Origin of the sequence: Cypionkella sp. TWP1-2-1b2, assembly GCF_049896245.1 — a bacterium.
Taxonomy (GTDB): domain Bacteria; phylum Pseudomonadota; class Alphaproteobacteria; order Rhodobacterales; family Rhodobacteraceae; genus Cypionkella.
On record NZ_JAFCTX010000030.1, the window covers coordinates 12,300 to 29,737 of the forward strand.

The following is a 17,438-nucleotide window of genomic DNA, read 5'->3' on the forward strand; positions in this document are numbered from 1 at the left end:
ATCTTCTCGCTAGATTGATGCCATGAACCCGCTTGAAGATCTGAAAATCACCCATCCGCCGCAGACCCTGCGCGAGATTGTGCTGGAGCGGATGCGCAGTGCGATCCTGTCAGGCCGATTTGCCTCTGGCGAACGTTTGGTGGAACGCACGCTTTGCGACCAGCTTGGCGTCAGCCGATCCGTGGTGCGCGAGGCGATCCGCTATCTTGAGGCCGAAGGTCTGGTCGAAATCATGCCGAACAAAGGCCCGATGGTGGCGCGGATGGATTGGGCGCAGGCCGCGCAAATATATGAAATCAGGCTGCTTTTGGAACAAAACGCCGCCGCTGCCTGCGCTCAGGCCGCGGACGCCACGGTGAAAGCCAAGCTGCAAGCGGCCACCCATGCCATCGAGGCCGCCTCTGCCGTAAATGAAAACCCCGCTTTGATTGCGGCCACCACCCGGTTTTACGAGATCATCTTCACCGCCGCAGGCCACCGCATCGCTTGGGAGGTTGTGCAGCGCCTGAATGGCCGGATCAGCCGCCTGCGCGCGATGACTTTGGCCACCACCGACCGCCGGGTTTCTGGCCCGGTGCGGATGGCGCGGATTTGTGCGGCGATCTGCGCCAATGACCCCGATAGCGCCGCGCAAGCCGTCTGCGATCACCTCGATGAAGCCGCCAAAATCGCCCACCGTCTGTTGAAAGAGGCCAAGTGATGCCCGCCTATTGGATCGCCCATGTCACCGTCACCGACCCCGCGCGGTACAAAGGGTATCAGGCGCTCGCCCCACAGGCGTTCGCGAAATTTGGCGGCAAATTCCTTGCCCGAGGCGGGGCGTCTGACAGCCCCGAAGGCGCGGGATTTGAACGCCATGTCGTGATCGAATTTCCCGATCTGGCAACCGCCCGCGCCTGCTACGCCTCGCCCGAATACAGCGTCGCCAAAGCCGAGCGCGACGGTGCGGCCCGCGTGATGATCACCATGGTCGAAGGGCTTTAGCCGACATGCCGCCCCTGCGGCACCCCCGGCAGAACACAGAGCATTTCATAGAGCAAATTCGCCCCGATCAGCGCAGTATTTCCCGACGGATCATAGGGCGGTGACACCTCAACCAGATCGCCGCCGACGATGTTCAGACCCGCACATCCACGAACGATTTCAAGGCCTTGCCAGATCGTGAGGCCACCCGGTTCAACCGTGCCAGTGCCGGGCGCAAAGGCGGGATCGAGGCTGTCGATATCATAGCTCAGATAGACCGGCGCGTCGCCGATTTTGGCGCGAATTTCCGCCATCAGCGGCTTTAAGGATTTATACCAACACTCCTCGGCCTGCACCACGGTCCAGCCATTTTTACGGCCCCAGTCGAAGTCATCAAGGCTATATCCGGTGCCGCGCAGGCCGATCTGAAAAACCTTGTCATTCTGCAAACAGCCGTCTTCCCAAGCGCGGCGGAACGGGCAACCATGCGCCACTTTCTCGCCAAACATCGTGTCATTCACATCGGCATGGGCATCAACGTGGATCAACGCCACAGGGCCGTGTTTCGCCTTGATCGCGCGCAAAATCGGCCAAGTTAACGTGTGATCGCCGCCCAAAGTCAGCGGCAGCGCACCATGCGCCAGCACGCCGTTGTAATAGTCGGTGATGATATCGACCGACTTTTTCAGATCAAAGGTGTTGATCGGCACATCGCCGATATCGGCCACTTGCAGATGCTCGAACGGTGCCGCTCCGGTCGCCATATTAAAGGGGCGCAGCATCCGGGATTCGTCGCGAATTTGGCGCGGCCCATGCCTTGTGCCCGAACGGTTCGAGGTGCCAATATCCATCGGAATCCCGATGAAGGCCACATTCAGCCCCGCCGCTGTGTCTTGCGTCGGCAGCCGCATCATCGTGGCAGGCCCGCCAAAGCGCGCCATCTCATTACCGCCAAGCGGTTGATTGAATTTGGACATTTCCACGATCTCTCCCAAAGCTTGCACGCAGCTTAGCCGCAAGCCGCGATCCGTGGAAAGAGCTTTGTCTGCCATGGCTTTGCCGATTTTTGAGGCAGGTCGAAAGATTCACCCCCTTCATCTTTTTCCCAACAGGAAAATAATTTGACAGTAGCGCGCCTGTGTCGCTAGCCTGTTTTCCAACAGGAATGCAGCCCGAACCGGGCGCGGCCAATTCGGAGGAAGACATGGCAAAACGTGTGGCAGTGATCGGCGCGGGGCCGTCTGGTCTGGCGCAGTTGCGGGCTTTTCAATCGGCCAAGATGAAGGGCGCGGAAATCCCGGAAGTGGTGTGTTTCGAGAAGCAATCGAACTGGGGCGGCCTTTGGAACTACACGTGGCGCACCGGGCTGGACGAGACTGGCGAGCCGGTTCACAGCTCGATGTATCGATATCTGTGGTCGAACGGTCCGAAGGAAGGTCTTGAGTTTGCAGACTATTCCTTTGAGGAACATTTCGGCAAGCAAATCGCCTCTTATCCGCCGCGTGCTGTGCTGTTCGACTATATTCAAGGTCGGGTGCTGAAGGCCGGTGTGCGCGATTGGATCAGGTTTTCGACCCCGGTGCGGTTTGTGAAATACAACGAGGTTAAGGGAAATTTTACCGTTACAGCACACGATATGAAAACCGACCGGATGTATGAGGAGGAGTTCGACAACGTCATCGTGGCGTCGGGCCACTTCTCAACCCCGAACGTGCCGGAATATCCGGGGTTTGATAAGTTCGGTGGCCGGGTGCTGCACGCCCATGATTTCCGCGATGCGATGGAGTTCAACGGCAAGGATATCCTGCTGCTGGGGTCAAGCTATTCGGCGGAAGATATCGGCTCGCAATGCTGGAAATATGGCGCGAAGTCGATCACCGTGGCCTATCGGAATGCGCCGTTGGGCTATGATTGGCCAGAGAATTTCGTTGAGGTTCCGGCGCTGGAGCGGGTGGATGAGACCACGGCTTATTTCAAGGATGGCACAACCAAACGGGTGGATGCGATCATTCTGTGCACCGGCTATAAGCATCACTTCCCGTTCCTGCCCGATGATCTGCGGCTGAAAACCGCGAACAGGTTGGCTGCGGCGGATCTGTATAAGGGGGTGGTTTGGGTGAATAACCCGAAGCTGTTCTATCTCGGCATGCAGGATCAGTGGTTCACCTTCAACATGTTCGACGCGCAGGCTTGGTGGGTGCGGGATGTGGTGATGGGGCGGATCGCGGTGCCTGCGGATAAAGCGGTGCTGCTGGCCGACGTGGTAAACCGGGTCGCGCGCGAGGATGCGGGCAAGGATGCGCATGATGCGATCCATTATCAGGGCGACTATGTGAAGGAATTGAACGCCGAGACCGACTACCCCAGTTTCGATGTCGATGGGGCCTGTGAGGCGTTCTTTGAATGGAAGGAACACAAGAAAGCCGGGATCATGACCTTCCGCAACCACGCCTATAAATCGGTGATCACGGGCACGATGGCACCGGTGCATCACACGCCTTGGAAGGACGCTTTGGAGGATAGTTTGGAGGCTTACCTTCGGAACTGATACCGGATGAAAGGGCCTTGGGATTTTCCGGGGCCTTTTTGCTGGTCCCAACTCGGGACCGTTTTTGAGGTCAGTGTATTCAATGGCTTACGAGGCCAAGGCAAGAGAAAATTAACGAATCCGCTGCCTTAGATCATCCTGTGTGCTCAAATATTCAGCCCGGAATGCCAAGGCATTCCGGCTAGCCGGAGACTTCGCGGCTAATGCAGTTGCGACGGTGAAAATCCCCGTCCATCAAAGCCTTCAAACCCTGATTGATCTGTCCGGCAATGTTCCGAAATTCAGGCAGATGCGGGGCGACGTCTGCCTCTAGCTTCTTGGCGGCTTCCGCCCCAATCGCGGCATGCAGCGCCGCGCGGTAGGCGGGAATGGTTTGCCAGTCGGTGACGGTGGAGGGCAGGATTTCGAGGTGGTATTGCACGCCGTAAGCGTGGCGACCCACCCGCATCGCTTGCACGGCGCAGGCAGGGTTTGAGGCCAGCACGACGGTATCGGGCGGCAGCGTTGTGACTTCGACGCCGTGCCATTGCAGGGTTGTCATTTGCGCAGGGAGGTTTGCGAACATCGGGTCGCTGCGCCCTGCCCCGGTTAAAGTGATTTTCGTAAGGCCAACTTCGGGGTGCTGCATCGGGCGGGCTTCGCCACCCGTAGCTACGGCGAGCAGTTGATGGCCTAAGCAGATGCCGAAGTAGGGGCGGTTCAGGATTTGGACCCAGTGTTTGATCGCGGCTTTCTCAGAGATCAGCCATGGGTGCTCGGCTTCCTGCCAGACATCCATCGGGCCGCCCATGACGGCGAGCAGATCGTAGTCTTGTAGGGCTGGGATTTTGTCGCCTTCGTCTAAAGCTATGACGTGCAGCTGATGGCCGTCTGCTGCCCAGAGTGCGGCAAAGATCCCGGCAGTTTCACAGGCCAGGTGTTGGAAGATCAGGATTCTCATGCAAATCCGGTACTTGGGGCCGCAGAAGGAGCCTCCGGCGGGGATATTTATAAACAGATGAAATGGTTAGGGAGCGCGGCAGATAAGCTGCGCCCCCCTTGTTTGGTTAGATGTCGAGGGTGTTTTCGTGTTCCCATTTCGAGAAATGGCTGACGTAGCTGTCCCACTCTTTGCCTTTGAGTTTCAGATAGGCGGCGGAGAATTCTTCGCCCATCGCGGCTTTCAAAGTGGTGTCTTTGTCGTAGTCGCGCAGAGCATCGAGCAGGTTCAGCGGCAGCTTGGGTGCTCCGGTGACGGTCTGACCTTGGGTATACATATCAATGTCATAGCGCGGGCCGGGGTCGGCTTTGGTGCGCACGCCGTCAAGGCCAGCCGCAAGGATCACGGCTTGCATCAGGTAGGGGTTTGCCGCGCCATCTGGCAGGCGCAACTCGAACCGACCGGGGCCGGGAACGCGGACCATGTGGGTGCGGTTGTTGCCCGTCCACGTCACGGTGTTCGGTGCCCAAGTCGCACCCGACGAGGTGCGCGGGGCGTTGATGCGTTTGTAGCTGTTGACGGTCGGGTTGCAGATGGCCGCCAAAGCGCTGGCATGTTTCATGATGCCGCCGAGGAAGTTGCGGCCACGGTCTGACAGGCCGAGTTCCTTGCTATCATCAGAGAACACGTTCTTTTTGCCGTCCATATCCCAGACCGAGATATGGGCGTGGCAGCCGGAACCTGTCAGTCCTTTGAAGGGCTTGGGCATGAAGGTGCAGCGCAACCCGTGCTTTTCAGCCACCGATTTCATCATGAATTTGAAGAAGCTGTGCTTGTCGGCGGTTTGCAGAACGTCGTCGTATTTCCAGTTCATCTCATACTGGCCGGTCGCGTCTTCGTGGTCGTTCTGGTAGGCCTCCCAGCCGAGTTCCAGCATGTAATCGCAAACTTCGGCGATCACGTCATACTGGCGCATCATCGCTTGCTGATCGTAGCAGGGTTTTTCGGCGTTATCATAGGGATCGGCGATTTTATCGCCTTCGGGGGTCAGCAGGAAGAATTCAGGCTCGACCCCGGTTTTGACGCGCAGGCCCTCTTTCGCGGCCTCATCCACCAGTTTGCGCAGCACGTTGCGCGGGGCTTGGGCGACGGGTTTGCCCTCCATCACGCAGTTGGAGGCGAGCCATGCCACCTCTTTTTTCCACGGCAGTTGGGTGACTGAGGAGGCATCGGGCACAGCCATCATGTCGGGATGCGCGGCGGTGAGGTCAAGCCATGTGGCAAAGCCTGCAAAGCCCGCACCATCGACGGCCATGTCGTTGATCGCCTGCGCGGGCACCAGTTTGGCACGCTGCGCGCCGAACAGATCGGTGTAGCTGATCATGAAGTATTTCACGCTTTTTTCCTTGGCGTAAGCGGCTAGATCTTGGACCATTTGGTCTCTCCCTGTCGTCTTTAATTATGGTGCTGGTCTGATTGTTCAGGCCAGCCAATTCGTTAGAAGCCGTTTTTGCCGGGAATCCAGTTGGTGCCGGCCAAGGGAACGCCCGCCATGGCCGCGCCTTCAATGGTCAGCGCACACAGGTCTTCGGGTTCCAGATTGTGCAGGTGGTTCTTGCCACAGGCCCGCGCGATGGTTTGCGCCTCCAGCGTCATCACCTTGAGGTAGTTTTTCAGGCGACGCCCCCCGAGAATCGGATCAAAACGGTTGAAAAGTTCCGGGTCTTGCGTGGTGATGCCTGCGGGGTCTTTGCCCTCGTGCCAATCATCATAAGCGCCTGCGGTGGTGCCGAGTTTGTTGTATTCGGATTCCCATTTCGGATCGTTGTCACCCAAAGCGATCAGGGCGGCGGTGCCGATGGCGACCGCATCAGCGCCGAGCGCCATCGCCTTTGCCACGTCTGCTCCGGTGCGGATACCGCCCGACACGATCAGTTGCACTTTGCGGTGCATGCCGAGGTCTTGCAGCGCCTTCACCGCCAGCGGAATACAGGCGAGGATCGGCATGCCAACGTTCTCGATGAACACGTCTTGGGTGGCAGCCGTGCCGCCTTGCATGCCGTCGAGGACCACCACGTCAGCGCCTGCTTTGACGGCGAGGGCGGTGTCGTAATAGGGGCGCGCGCCGCCGATCTTGACGTAGATCGGCTTTTCCCAATCGGTGATCTCGCGGATCTCCATGATCTTTATTTCCAGATCATCGGGGCCGGTCCAGTCGGGGTGGCGGCAGGCAGAGCGTTGGTCGATGCCTTTGGGAAGGTTGCGCATTTTGGCAACCCGGTCAGAGATCTTTTGGCCCAGCAGCATACCGCCGCCGCCGGGTTTGGCACCTTGGCCGACGACGACTTCGATGGCGTCAGCGCGGCGCAGGTCGTCGGGGTTCATGCCGTAGCGGCTTGGCAGGTATTGGTAAACCAAGGTGTTGGAGTGGCCGCGTTCTTCCTCGGTCATGCCACCATCGCCGGTGGTGGTCGAGGTGCCAGCAGCGCTAGCTCCGCGACCCAAGGCTTCTTTCGCGGGGCCGGAAAGCGCGCCGAACGACATGCCTGCGATGGTGACGGGGATGTCGAGGTGGATCGGTTTTTTGGCAAAGCGGGTGCCGAGCCAGACGTCGGTGGCGCATTTCTCGCGGTAGCCTTCAAGCGGATAGCGGGAGATCGAGGCACCGAGGAACAGCAGGTCATCGAAATGCGGCAGTTTGCGTTTGGAACCGCCGCCGCGAATGTCGTAAATCCCGGTGGCTGCTGCGCGGCGGATTTCGGCGTTCACGTCGTTGGAATAGGTCCAGCTTTGCTTCGGCGGGGTATGGGGAAAATCGCTCATATAAGCCTCAGTACGACGACGCGTTGTCGATGTTGAATGTGTAGAGTTTGCGGGCGGAGCCGTAGCGTTTGAAATCTTCGGGCTTTGCGAGGTGGTCGGCTTCGCCGCGCTTCAGCAGGTCGGCGATGATGGCGAGGTGTTCGGGGCGCATTTCCTTTTCGATGCAGTCGGTGCCGAGGGACTTGACGGTGCCGCGCACGAACAGATGCGCCTCATAAAGTGAGTCGCCCAGCGCGTCGCCTGCATCCCCAAGCACAAGGATGTTGCCGGATTGCGCCATGAAGCACGACATGTGGCCGATGTTGCCATGCACGACGATGTCGATGCCCTTCATCGAGATGCCGCAGCGCGACGAGGCATTGCCTTTGATCACCAAGAGGCCGCCGCGACCGGTGGCACCTGCGTATTGCGAGGCGTCACCGTCGATGATCACGGTGCCGCTCATCATATTCTCGGCCACGCCGGGGCCAGCCGAGCCTTTGACTCGGATGGTGGCTTGTTTGTTCATCCCGGCGCAGTAGTAGCCTGTTGATCCGCGCACGGTGATGTCTATCGGGGCGTCAACGCCGACGGCAATCGCGTGGCTGCCCTTCGGGTTAACCACTTCCCATGCGGTCTGATTGGTCTGGCCTTTGAGGTTGTGAAGCGCTTGGTTCAGCGCGCGCAGGCCCTGCGCTTCAAGGTCGAAAGTCTGCATGTTCAGCGTTCCCAGAAGTAAACGGTGGCGGGCTCTGGCTCCCATACGCGGGCGGATTCGATGCCCGGCAGGTTGACGAGGGCGCGGTATTCGGACCCAAAAGCGACGTATTGGTCGGTTTCGGCCATCACGGCGGGTTTGCAGGCGATGGGATCACGCACCACGCCGAAGCCGTCTTTGGTGCCGACCACAAAGGTGAAGAAGCCGTCAAGATCGGTGAGGGTGGCTTCCAAAGCCTGACCCAAAGTCTCGCCCTGTTGCAGTTTGTGGCTGACAAAGGCCGCGCCAACTTCGGTGTCGTTTTCGGTCTCAAACGTCATGCCGAGACGTTTCAACTCGCGGCGCACGCCGTTATGGTTGGAAAGCGAGCCGTTGTGGACCAAGCACTGATCCGGCCCGGTCGAGAACGGATGCGCGCCCATAGTGGTCACAGCGGATTCGGTGGCCATGCGGGTGTGGCCGATGCCGTGGGTGCCGTGCATTTTGGCGACTTCAAAGCGGGCAGCCACGTCTTTTGGCAGGCCGACTTCCTTATAAATCTCAATGCCTTCGCCCGAGGACATGATCTTCATACCAGGGCGAATTTTCGCCAAGGCCGAACGCGCCGCATCCAACTGGCCTGCGGGGACTTCCAGCACCGCATGGCTGGATTTCACCAGCATCAGCACGGGCTGGCCCAGCGCCGCGCCCAGATCAGCGTCGAGATTTTTGAAATCAACTTCGGGCGTGGCGGACTGCACGGTCAGCTTGCCGTGGCCAATCTTGCCTTGGGAATAAATCGCGATTCCGGCGCTGTCGGGGCCGCGGTCGGTCATGGTGATCAGCATATCGGTCAGCATTGCGCCCAACTGAGGCTGTAATTTGGGGTCTTTCAGGAAAAGCCCGACGATTCCGCACATGGCGACGACTCCTTGTCGTGTGGATATGGCGTTACGCTATCACGGCAAAATATTTCGTCAACTGTGAAGAAACTTTTTTTCACCGTGGGTAATGATTTTCATTTTGCCTGCTTTCTCATCAAATGCTTTGACAGAATGTCGCAGGCAGTGTTTCCTGTCAGACAATAAAATTCACACAGAGAGATCAAGCGGGACGATAACCCGCTGCGACTGCCGCGCTATGGCCCTAGGCGCGGTCAGGTGGAGGGGGCCTTGGGAGGAAATCTTGTCTGATCTGAACACACGGATCGAGGCGATGCATCGAAGCGACACGCGGATTGCGTGGGCTTTTGTCATCGGCCTTTGGCTGGCGATTGGCTTTGTGGCCTATGGCACTTGGGATCTGGCACCCTCGGGGGCGGCTCGGGTGATGCTGCTGATCGGCGGGGCGCTGGTGCTGATCTATAACACGGCGGCGATCATGGCGATGCTGCGGCATTACCGCGAGGACCGCGACTTTATGTATGGCTTGGATATCCAGTTCATGGATGCGGCCCGTGCCGCGAAGGGGAAATAGATGGCACGCTATATTCCCCCCGTTCAAAGCAAGCTGGGTCAGGTGATCGACGTGATCGTGCTGGTGGTGCTGTCGGTTGGCGCGTTGTTCGTGCCGTTGTGGCTGGGGCTTGCAGGGTCGGCCAAGCTGCCGGTTCCGGTGGAAAATCCGACTTGGGAGAGTTTGGGGCAGAACCCGGTGATGGTGCAGCAGTGGAATAAACTGGGCTTTCCAGATGCGGCTTCGGCGCATGACATGATCACGGCGCGGTATGATTACAGTTTCAGCTGGGTCAGTTTGGCGGTGATGGTGATCGTGATCGTCGGCTATTTCGTGATGATGATCCGGTTTTCCGACATCGAATACCGCGAAGTGATCGCTGAGAAATTCGGTGAGAAATAGGGGGCGATGATGGATACCTGGAATTATATCGAATACGGCGCTTGGGCACTGTCCGCGCTGTTCGGGCTGTTGATCGTGATCGACTGGATCAAGATCGACACCACCTATTCGGAAGAAATGCTGACCTCGTCGCGCGAAGGCGTGTTGGAAGCGATGACCGAGAAACATAAGCTGGAGGGCTCAGATGGCACTGTCTGATACGGACGTTGACCACACCGCGCATGGTCAGTCGATGGGTCTGCTACGGGTGCTGGGGCCTGCGCATGTCTGGGCGCTTGGCGTCGGCATCGTTCTGGTCGGCGAGTATATGGGCTGGAACTTTGCGGTGGGTAAGGGCGGGGCTTATGCAGCGCTGATTGCTTGCTGGTTTGCGGGGATCTTGTATTCTTGCGTGGCGATGATTGACTCGGAAGTGACTTCGACGGTGGCCGCAGCTGGCGGGCAGTATACCCAAGCCAAGCACATCATCGGGCCGCTGATGGCGTTTAACGTCGGGCTGTATCTGGTGTTCGCCTACACGATGCTGGAGGCGGGCAATGCGATCACTTTGGGCTTCCTTGTGGATACCGTGGCGGGGATGACGGGGCATCAGGGTGGCTTGGATCAACGGCCGTTCATCGTGCTTGCGATCATGTTTCTGGCATGGTTGAACTATCGCGGGGTGTTGGCGACTTTGACGTTCAACCTTGTGATCACCGCGATTGCCTTTGTGGCGATCATCACGATTTTCCTCGCCACCTCGCCATTGTTGGGGGCTGGCGAGTTGCTGCACAAGGATCTGATGAGCGGTCAGGCGTCTTTGCCTTATGGCTGGTTGGGGATCTTGGCGGCGATGCATTTCGGGCTGTGGTATTATCTCGGGATTGAAGGCACGACGCAGGCGGCAGAGGAAGTGCGCTCACCGGCGCGGTCTTTGCCGTTTGGCACCTTGGCCGGGATCATGACGCTGCTGATTGCCGCGACTTTGACTTGGTATGTCTGCGCGGGGCTGATGCCTTGGGAATATTTGGGCGACGGGGTGAATGGGGCGGTGGCACCCTTGTTCTCGGCAGCGCAGATCACAGGGTCTTCGGCACTGGTTTGGTTGCTGGGGATCGGCACATTGTTTGCGACTTTGGCATCGGCGAATGGTTGTATCAATGATGCCTCGCGCGCGTGGTTCTCGATGGGGCGGGATCATTATCTGCCTGCGTGGTTTGGCGCGGTGCATCCGGTGTATCGCACCCCCTACCGCGCGATCATCTTTCTGGTGCCGATTGCGCTGATTTTTGCTTTGGGCGCGCCTTTGGATCAGGTGATCACGTTCTCAATCCTGTCGGGGTTGCTGGGCTACACGTTCATGCCGATCAACATGATCATGTTCCGCAAGAAATGGCCTTTGGACACCATCAAGCGCGGCTATGAGCATCCGTTGCACCCACTGCCTGCAATCTCACTGATGGCTTTGTGTTCGGTGACTTATTTCGCGGTGTTCTTGGGCTATGGCACCCAGCTGATTGCGATGATTGGGTTTTATATCGTGGTCAGCCTGTGGTTCCACTTCTGGCGCTATCGCTTTGTGAAGCGCGCCGATCAGTTCACCATGCCGTGGCCACGTCCGCGCGGGTATTGAGACAGCTTCCGGCCCGCCTTGAACGGCGGGCCGGATCATTTTTGGGATATGGTATGAAATTTCTGATCTGGGCTTTGGTGATTGCGATCGGCTGCGGCATCGCTGTGCGATTGCGGGGACAGAGCGCCAAGCGGTTTGCCGTGCGCGGGCGGTATTTCGCAGCGGTTGAGAAGCTGTTTGCGGCCCCGATTGTCGCGCTTGCCCCGACCGGATTTCCTCGGCTGTCGGGACACTATCAAGACGCGCTGTTTGATCTGCAAGTGGTGCCGGATACGCTGACCTACCGCAAACTGCCCGCGCTTTGGCTGCTGGTGACGCTGGCCGAACCCACCCCTGCCCGCGCGACGCTGGATGTGATGCTGCGCCCGCGTGGGGTCGAGCCGTTCAGCAACTTCCGCGATTTGGCGGTGCAGATCGCCACGCCTGCGGGATTTCCCGAAGATTGCGCCATTCGCAGCGATGCGCCGGAGGCTGCTGTGCCTGCCGCGTTGGTGCTGAAACATCTGGCCGGGCTGGATGCGGATTTGCTGAAAGAGCTGGTGATCTCGCCCAAAGGTCTGCGCCTTGTCTGGCTGGCCGAGGAAGCCGACCGCACGCGGTATCTGGCGTTTCGCGACTCGGAGATGGGGAAAACTCCGCTGGCCCCTGCCCGGCTGGAACCTTTGCTGAACGCCCTGCTGGCGTTGCGGGATGATTTGAAGGAATTGCCATGAGCCAGCCGCTGAATCCCCGTCTGGTCCTGCTGGCCGCGACGATCCTGCCGGGATCGGGCCAAGTGCTGAACCGTCAGCCGATCCGGGGGCTGACCTTTGTGTTCTTCATCATCTTGCTTGGCGCGTTCACCCTGAAAACCGCAAGCCCCGACGTATCACTGGTCGGCAAACTTGCGGGTGGTTTGTTCGCTTGGGCGTTGGCGATGATGGACGCGTACAAAACCGCGCGGGTGCGATTCGAGGTTTGGCGGCACGGCAAAGGCCGTTGATCGCCCGATTTTGCGGCAGAACCGGTGTGGGAGACTCGGAAAATCAAATCCACATTAGATCAAAAGTTAAAAATTATTCCTCGCAGGTGAAAAATCGCTTTGCGCTTGGCCTGCTCCGCTTCAATGTGTCGCAATCGAAACCAGACGTTCTGGCTCAACCAAACGACCCGACCATCGCAAGGCCGGGCGGCAACAGGGACAAAGGAACACTTGATGTCTACAGAAAGTAAAGCGGGCGATCTGCATCGCACGCTGAATTGGAAGGGCGCCTTCTGGGTCGCCGCAGGGGTGCCGCCCCTCGTGCTGTTTTCCATCGGCGGCATCGCGGGGGTGGCGGGGCAAGCTGCCTTCGTGGTGTGGATGCTGTCGATGATCATGGGCTTTTCGCAAAGCTTCACCTATGCCGAAATGGCGGGGATGTTCGGCAATAAGTCGGGCGGGACAAGCGTGTATGGTGCGACCGCTTGGCTGCGCTATTCCAAGCTGATCGCGCCGTTGTCGGTATGGTGCAACTGGTTCGCATGGTCGCCGGTGCTGTCGCTGGGTTGCGCCATCGCGGCGGGCTATATCCTGAACGCTTTGTTCCCGATCCCGCTTGATAGCGCGCCGCAAGTCGTCGCATGGGTCGCGGCGCATCTGGCGGATTACACTGCGGCCACGCCCGCAGTCGTCGATTACATTACGGCCAACGCAGGCACCACGCCCGAGGCCGCGATGCAAGCCGTGGCTTCCGCCGATGGAATCACCGCGCTGACCCCCGCCTTCCGGGTGTGGGAGGCTTATGCGCTGAACGTCCCCGGTCTGGGCACGCTGCACTTCAACTCTACCTTCGTGATCGGTGTCGTGCTGATGCTGATCATGCTGGCGATCCAGCATCGCGGCATTGCCACCACGGCAAGCGCGCAAAAGGTGCTGGCGGTGGTGGTGCTGGTGCCCTTGCTGCTGGTTGGCCTGATCCCGATCATCACTGGCGAGATCAACACGATGAACGTCACTGGCATTGTGCCGCCAACCTCCAGCTATTCCGGGGTGAATGGTGAGTGGAATGTCGGCGGCTGGACGCTGTTTCTGGGCGGTATGTATATCGCGGCGTGGTCGACCTACGGCTTTGAAACCGCAGTGTGCTACACCGCCGAGTTGAAAGACCCCAAGCGCGATACGTTCCGCGCGATCTTCTACTCGGGGCTTTTGTGCATCGTGTTCTTCTTCCTGATCCCGTTCTCGTTCCAAGGTGTTTACGGCCTGAGCGGCATGTTGACCCCCGGCGTGATCGACGGCACCGGGGTGGCAGAAGCTTTGGGCGCGATGGTGGGCAGCAATCCGATCTTCATCCAGATCTTCGTGATCCTGATGATCCTCGCGCTGTTTCTGGCGATCATGACGGCGATGGCGGGGTCTTCACGCACCTTGTATCAAGGCTCGCGTGATGGCTGGCTGCCGAAATATCTGAGCAAAACCAACAGCCACGGTGCGCCTGTCGGGGCGATGTGGACCGACTTTGGCTTTAACGTCATCCTGCTGGCTTTGGCTTCGGACATCGGCGGCTATTTCTATGTGCTGGCGATTTCCAACGTTGGCTACATCATCTTCAACTTCCTGAACCTGAATGCGGGATGGATTCACCGCATTGACTCAGGGCACCTGAACCGCCCGTGGAAAGCCCCAAACTGGCTGATCGGGGTCAACACCGTGCTGGCGTTCGTCAACGCGCTTTTCCTTGGCGCAGGCGCGAAGGTCTGGGGCTATGAGAACGCCTTGTGGTCGGGTCTGGTGTTTGCCGCCTTCATCCTGCCGGTGTTCTGGTTCCGCCACTATGTTCAGGACAAGGGCCATTTCCCGAAGGAAGCGATGGAGGATCTGGGCCTGACCGATCACGGCGATCTGGGGCCAAGGAAGGCCGGGATGCTGCCCTATCTGGCGCTGGTTGCCGGGGCTGCGGTGGTGCTGTGGTCGAACTGGTTCTTCGTGCTGCCAGTCGCCGCCTGAACCGTCGCGGCCTGAACCGTCACGGCACGAATCATCACAGACTGAACTGCTGCTAAATTGTGCAAACGGGCGGTCTTCGGGCCGCCCGTTTGTATTTCTGGGCCGGTGCGCAAGAAAACGTCAAAAAACTTCCCTGACAGGAAATAATTTTGCACAACAAGGTTGATTTTAACAAAACCCGGTCGCAGACTGTTGCCAGCAAACAAAACCGCTCTAGGGGGGCTACATGACAAATTCCTGGCGATTCTCGACGCTCGCAGACCGTCACCGCGCTTTGGGGTCCAATCTGGAAGACTGGTCGGGCATGGGCACGGCTTGGTCCTATGAGGCGGGCGACCCGGATGCCGAATATATGGCGATCCGCACCAAGGCCGGGTTGATGGATGTGTCGGGGCTGAAGAAGGTGCATATCGTAGGACACGGCGCGTCGCATGTGATCGAGCGTGCCACGACGCGGAATATGGAAAAGCTGATGCCGGGGCGCTCGGTTTACGCCGCGATGCTTAATGATGCAGGCAAGTTCGTTGATGACTGCGTGATCTACCGCACCGGGCCGAATGCGTTCATGGTGGTGCATGGCTCAGGGGCTGGCTTTGAGCAGTTGACGATGGCGGCAGCGGGCCGCGATGTTTCGGTGCGGTTTGACGACAACCTGCATGATCTGTCGCTGCAAGGGCCGCTGGCGGTGGATTATCTTGCACAGCATGTGCCGGGCATCCGCGACCTCGCGTATTTCTCGCAGATGCAGACCTCGCTGTTCGGCAAGCCCGTGATGATCTCGCGCACCGGCTATACCGGAGAGCGCGGCTATGAGATTTTCTGTCGTGGCCAGGATGCGCCGATGATCTGGGACTGGATCTTGGCGGAAGGCGCTGCGATGGGGATTATCCCCTGCCGCTTCACCACTTTGGATATGCTGCGGACAGAGTCCTATCTGTTGTTCTTCCCATTCGACAATTCGGAAATGTATCCGTTCGAGAGTGAAGGCCCCGGCGATACGCTATGGGAACTAGGCCTCGATTTCACCGTGTCTCCGGGCAAGGTCGGCTTTCGGGGAGCAGAGGAGCACCACCGTCTGAAGGGCCGCGAGCGTTTCAAAATCTGGGGTCTGAAGTTGGAAGGCAAGAATGCTCCGGGTAATGGCGCGCCAGTGTTCAAGAATGGCACAAAGATCGGCGTGGTGACGCAAGCGATGTATTCACCGCTGAACGAGTGGACCATCGCCATCGCCCGCCTGCCCACAGATTGCGCCAACAACGGCACCAAACTGGTGGTGAACTGCGAAACGCATGGCGAGATCGCGGCAACCACCCATGCCATGCCATTCTTTGATATCGAGAAAAAGCGGCGGACGGCGAAGGGCTAGGGCTTTCAGACTGGCTTAAATACTCCCGCCGGAGGCACCCGGTTTATACGTCGGATGCCTCCGGCGGGGATATTTAGGAACAGATGAACTGCAAAGAATGTTCAGGGATTGACGTGACGATGACAAAGACGGTGTTTGAGCCTGCCATCCCCAGCCGCCCGGTTTACGGCGTGCTTATCCCCGGCGTGGGATCGGCGCATCTGTTTGTGGCTGATGGTGAAGGCGCGGATGCAATTTGCGATTTGTTTGCGAAAGCCGAGGCGCAGGAAATGAAAACTGCCAGCCGTATCATCTATGTTCCCGGCGCGAATGGCTGCGACAAGTCGGTGGATTTGCAGGTTTTGGGCGCAGCACAGTTTCATCGCAGCCCCAGTTTTGCCTCCGCCCAGTCGCGGTTGGCCAAGGTGTTGACCGATGCGCATATGGGATTGCAGGTTTATGCGGCAGGCACCGAAGGGCTGATGGCGCAGGTGGCGGCACTCGCGCAGGCGGCGGGTCTGCCCTATGAGGCCGTGCAGATGGAGCATCGCGGCAGTCTCGCGCGCCGGGTGCAGTGCGTGCATTGTAAGGGCGTCACCGAGAATGTGACGCTGGACCCGTTTCAATGCAGCCATTGCGGCTTGAGCCTGTTCGTGCGCGACCATTTCTCGCGCCGTCTGGCGGCGTTTCAGGGCGTGAATATTGATGCGGAAGACCCTGGGCAAGTTCCTCCTGCGGTGGAGCGGTTCAAATGAGTGTGGGCGCGCCAAAAATCCCGGTTGTTGTGGCCGGGGTGGTTGAGGTCAACGCACTGATCAAACGCTTCCGCTTTCAGCGCCGCGACGGCGCTGCGATGCCGGTGTTCTCAGGCGGATCGCATGTGGTGGTCGAGATGGACGATCACGGCACCCGGCGGATGAATCCCTATTCGCTGATGAGCCATCCTGCCGACACCATGGGCTATGAGATCTCGGTGCGCCGGGATGACGTGGGGCGCGGTGGCTCGCTATATATGCACAATCATGTTCGCCCCGGCATGGAGATGGTGCTGAGCCAGCCGGTTAACCTGTTCCCGCTGGATGCGCGCGCAAAGAAGCATCTGATGATCGCGGGCGGCATTGGCATCACGCCGTTTGTCGCGCAAATGGCGCAGCTGCAAGCGATGGGCGGCCGGTTTGAGTTGCATTATTCGGTGCGTTCGCCTGTGCTGGGGGCCTATGTCGGGCATTTGCACGAACAGTATGGCAGCCGGGTGCATGTTTATTATGATGAGCTTAAACAGCAGATTGATCTGAAAACCCTGCTGAAATCGCAACCGCTTGGCAGCCATATCTATGTCTGCGGGCCGAAGGGCATGATCGCTTGGGTCCATGCTACCGCTAAAGCGATGGGCTGGCCGGATCGCGCGGTGCATTCGGAAGAATTCCTCGCCCCCCCGGTTGGCATTGCCTTTGAGGTGCAACTGGCGGCCTCGGGCAGAAGCATCACCGTGCAGCCGAACCAATCGCTGCTGGAGGCGATTGAGGCGGCGGGGGTGGAAGCGCCCTACCTGTGCCGGGGTGGCGCTTGTGGGCAATGTGAGACCGACGTTTTGCGCTGTGACGGCCATATCGAGCATAACGACCACTGGCTGACCGACGCGCAAAAAGCCAGCCATACCAAGATCATGCCATGCGTATCGCGGTTTCGGGGCGCTGCCCTGATCCTCGACCGATAAGGGGGAGCCT

Annotated in this window: 19 protein-coding genes; 13 read left to right on the forward strand and 6 right to left on the reverse strand. The window is 59.0% G+C overall.

The genetic code is table 11. The features are described from left to right. Window positions 1-22: 22 nt before the first annotated feature. Both ACP7AP_RS17470 and ACP7AP_RS17475 read left to right on the forward strand, forming a co-directional pair. Complete coding sequence (locus ACP7AP_RS17470) at window positions 23-700, forward strand: GntR family transcriptional regulator (protein ID WP_426036104.1); 678 nt, start codon at window positions 23-25, stop codon at window positions 698-700. Beyond that, on the forward strand, window positions 700-984 hold the full coding sequence (locus ACP7AP_RS17475) for a DUF1330 domain-containing protein (RefSeq protein ID WP_426036106.1): 285 nt from the start codon (window positions 700-702) through the stop codon (window positions 982-984). Before ACP7AP_RS17470 ends, ACP7AP_RS17475 begins: the two co-directional genes overlap by 1 nt. On the opposite strand, the gene speB is transcribed toward ACP7AP_RS17475, so the two are convergent. Continuing rightward, window positions 981-1,940, reverse strand: a complete 960-nt coding sequence (gene speB / locus ACP7AP_RS17480; protein WP_426036182.1) for an agmatinase — start codon at window positions 1,938-1,940, stop codon at window positions 981-983. The two genes, ACP7AP_RS17475 and speB, sit on opposite strands and share 4 nt — an antisense overlap. 227 nt (window positions 1,941-2,167) lie before the next feature. Here speB and ACP7AP_RS17485 point away from each other — a divergent pair, with 227 nt between their 5' ends. Beyond that, complete coding sequence (locus ACP7AP_RS17485; protein WP_426036108.1) at window positions 2,168-3,511, forward strand: NAD(P)-binding domain-containing protein; 1,344 nt, start codon at window positions 2,168-2,170, stop codon at window positions 3,509-3,511. A gap of 181 nt (window positions 3,512-3,692) precedes the next feature. Here the strand turns inward: ACP7AP_RS17485 and ACP7AP_RS17490 are convergent, their stop codons facing one another. From ACP7AP_RS17490 to ACP7AP_RS17510, 5 genes are all read right to left on the reverse strand, one after another. Beyond that, window positions 3,693-4,451, reverse strand: coding sequence for a type 1 glutamine amidotransferase (locus ACP7AP_RS17490; protein WP_426036110.1), 759 nt, complete (start codon window positions 4,449-4,451; stop codon window positions 3,693-3,695). Window positions 4,452-4,557: 106 nt separating this feature from the next. Further along, on the reverse strand, window positions 4,558-5,865 hold the full coding sequence (glnT, locus tag ACP7AP_RS17495) for a type III glutamate--ammonia ligase (protein ID WP_426036112.1): 1,308 nt from the start codon (window positions 5,863-5,865) through the stop codon (window positions 4,558-4,560). Between the two features lie 62 nt (window positions 5,866-5,927). Then, a complete protein-coding gene (locus ACP7AP_RS17500) occupies window positions 5,928-7,253 on the reverse strand; it encodes an FMN-binding glutamate synthase family protein (RefSeq protein ID WP_426036114.1) in 1,326 nt (441 codons plus the stop codon). Between the two features lie 7 nt (window positions 7,254-7,260). Continuing rightward, complete coding sequence (locus tag ACP7AP_RS17505; protein ID WP_426036116.1) at window positions 7,261-7,950, reverse strand: protein GlxC; 690 nt, start codon at window positions 7,948-7,950, stop codon at window positions 7,261-7,263. 2 nt (window positions 7,951-7,952) lie between these two features. Beyond that, window positions 7,953-8,849, reverse strand: a complete 897-nt coding sequence (locus tag ACP7AP_RS17510; protein WP_426036118.1) for a class II glutamine amidotransferase — start codon at window positions 8,847-8,849, stop codon at window positions 7,953-7,955. Between the two features lie 265 nt (window positions 8,850-9,114). Between ACP7AP_RS17510 and ACP7AP_RS17515 the strand changes: the two genes are divergently transcribed. The 10 genes from ACP7AP_RS17515 (at window position 9,115) to ACP7AP_RS17560 (ending at window position 17,428) form a co-directional block, all read left to right on the forward strand. Beyond that, window positions 9,115-9,405: a hypothetical protein gene (locus ACP7AP_RS17515; RefSeq protein WP_426036120.1), complete on the forward strand. Its 291-nt coding sequence runs from the start codon at window positions 9,115-9,117 to the stop codon at window positions 9,403-9,405. Continuing rightward, window positions 9,406-9,786 (forward strand): hypothetical protein, encoded by a 381-nt coding sequence (locus tag ACP7AP_RS17520; protein WP_426036122.1) that lies wholly within the window; start codon window positions 9,406-9,408, stop codon window positions 9,784-9,786. It abuts the gene before it with no gap. A gap of 9 nt (window positions 9,787-9,795) precedes the next feature. Next, window positions 9,796-9,984 (forward strand): hypothetical protein, encoded by a 189-nt coding sequence (locus ACP7AP_RS17525; protein ID WP_426036124.1) that lies wholly within the window; start codon window positions 9,796-9,798, stop codon window positions 9,982-9,984. Further along, on the forward strand, window positions 9,971-11,398 hold the full coding sequence (locus ACP7AP_RS17530) for an APC family permease (protein WP_426036126.1): 1,428 nt from the start codon (window positions 9,971-9,973) through the stop codon (window positions 11,396-11,398). The genes ACP7AP_RS17525 and ACP7AP_RS17530 overlap by 14 nt, the downstream gene beginning before the upstream one ends. Window positions 11,399-11,451: 53 nt before the next feature. Next, window positions 11,452-12,111 (forward strand): hypothetical protein, encoded by a 660-nt coding sequence (locus tag ACP7AP_RS17535; RefSeq protein WP_426036128.1) that lies wholly within the window; start codon window positions 11,452-11,454, stop codon window positions 12,109-12,111. Next, a complete protein-coding gene (locus ACP7AP_RS17540) occupies window positions 12,108-12,380 on the forward strand; it encodes a hypothetical protein (protein WP_426036130.1) in 273 nt (90 codons plus the stop codon). The genes ACP7AP_RS17535 and ACP7AP_RS17540 overlap by 4 nt, the downstream gene beginning before the upstream one ends. 213 nt (window positions 12,381-12,593) lie before the next feature. Continuing rightward, a complete protein-coding gene (locus ACP7AP_RS17545; protein WP_426036132.1) occupies window positions 12,594-14,366 on the forward strand; it encodes an APC family permease in 1,773 nt (590 codons plus the stop codon). Window positions 14,367-14,592: 226 nt separating this feature from the next. Beyond that, on the forward strand, window positions 14,593-15,732 hold the full coding sequence (locus tag ACP7AP_RS17550) for an aminomethyltransferase family protein (RefSeq protein WP_426036134.1): 1,140 nt from the start codon (window positions 14,593-14,595) through the stop codon (window positions 15,730-15,732). A gap of 83 nt (window positions 15,733-15,815) precedes the next feature. After that, on the forward strand, window positions 15,816-16,466 hold the full coding sequence (locus ACP7AP_RS17555) for a dimethylamine monooxygenase subunit DmmA family protein (protein ID WP_426036136.1): 651 nt from the start codon (window positions 15,816-15,818) through the stop codon (window positions 16,464-16,466). Continuing rightward, window positions 16,463-17,428 carry a PDR/VanB family oxidoreductase gene (locus tag ACP7AP_RS17560; RefSeq protein ID WP_426036138.1) on the forward strand — a complete coding sequence of 322 codons (966 nt, stop codon included), beginning with the start codon at window positions 16,463-16,465 and terminating at the stop codon, window positions 17,426-17,428. The genes ACP7AP_RS17555 and ACP7AP_RS17560 overlap by 4 nt, the downstream gene beginning before the upstream one ends. The last annotated feature ends 10 nt before the right edge of the window (window positions 17,429-17,438 follow it).

What these genes read in the sequence shown, in the direction of transcription:
- ACP7AP_RS17490 (WP_426036110.1), bottom strand. Translation starts at nt 4,451, where the DNA reads ATGAGAATCCTGATCTTCCAACACCTGGCCTGTGAAACTGCCGGGATC.
- ACP7AP_RS17545 (WP_426036132.1), top strand. Translation starts at nt 12,594, where the DNA reads ATGTCTACAGAAAGTAAAGCGGGCGATCTGCATCGCACGCTGAATTGG.
- ACP7AP_RS17550 (WP_426036134.1), top strand. Translation starts at nt 14,593, where the DNA reads ATGACAAATTCCTGGCGATTCTCGACGCTCGCAGACCGTCACCGCGCT.
- ACP7AP_RS17560 (WP_426036138.1), top strand. Translation starts at nt 16,463, where the DNA reads ATGAGTGTGGGCGCGCCAAAAATCCCGGTTGTTGTGGCCGGGGTGGTT.
- ACP7AP_RS17535 (WP_426036128.1), top strand. Translation starts at nt 11,452, where the DNA reads ATGAAATTTCTGATCTGGGCTTTGGTGATTGCGATCGGCTGCGGCATC.
- ACP7AP_RS17470 (WP_426036104.1), top strand. Translation starts at nt 23, where the DNA reads ATGAACCCGCTTGAAGATCTGAAAATCACCCATCCGCCGCAGACCCTG.
- ACP7AP_RS17500 (WP_426036114.1), bottom strand. Translation starts at nt 7,253, where the DNA reads ATGAGCGATTTTCCCCATACCCCGCCGAAGCAAAGCTGGACCTATTCC.
- ACP7AP_RS17475 (WP_426036106.1), top strand. Translation starts at nt 700, where the DNA reads ATGCCCGCCTATTGGATCGCCCATGTCACCGTCACCGACCCCGCGCGG.
- ACP7AP_RS17505 (WP_426036116.1), bottom strand. Translation starts at nt 7,950, where the DNA reads ATGCAGACTTTCGACCTTGAAGCGCAGGGCCTGCGCGCGCTGAACCAA.
- ACP7AP_RS17530 (WP_426036126.1), top strand. Translation starts at nt 9,971, where the DNA reads ATGGCACTGTCTGATACGGACGTTGACCACACCGCGCATGGTCAGTCG.
- ACP7AP_RS17525 (WP_426036124.1), top strand. Translation starts at nt 9,796, where the DNA reads ATGGATACCTGGAATTATATCGAATACGGCGCTTGGGCACTGTCCGCG.
- ACP7AP_RS17555 (WP_426036136.1), top strand. Translation starts at nt 15,816, where the DNA reads ATGAACTGCAAAGAATGTTCAGGGATTGACGTGACGATGACAAAGACG.
- ACP7AP_RS17485 (WP_426036108.1), top strand. Translation starts at nt 2,168, where the DNA reads ATGGCAAAACGTGTGGCAGTGATCGGCGCGGGGCCGTCTGGTCTGGCG.
- speB (WP_426036182.1), bottom strand. Translation starts at nt 1,940, where the DNA reads ATGTCCAAATTCAATCAACCGCTTGGCGGTAATGAGATGGCGCGCTTT.
- glnT (WP_426036112.1), bottom strand. Translation starts at nt 5,865, where the DNA reads ATGGTCCAAGATCTAGCCGCTTACGCCAAGGAAAAAAGCGTGAAATAC.
- ACP7AP_RS17510 (WP_426036118.1), bottom strand. Translation starts at nt 8,849, where the DNA reads ATGTGCGGAATCGTCGGGCTTTTCCTGAAAGACCCCAAATTACAGCCT.
- ACP7AP_RS17540 (WP_426036130.1), top strand. Translation starts at nt 12,108, where the DNA reads ATGAGCCAGCCGCTGAATCCCCGTCTGGTCCTGCTGGCCGCGACGATC.
- ACP7AP_RS17520 (WP_426036122.1), top strand. Translation starts at nt 9,406, where the DNA reads ATGGCACGCTATATTCCCCCCGTTCAAAGCAAGCTGGGTCAGGTGATC.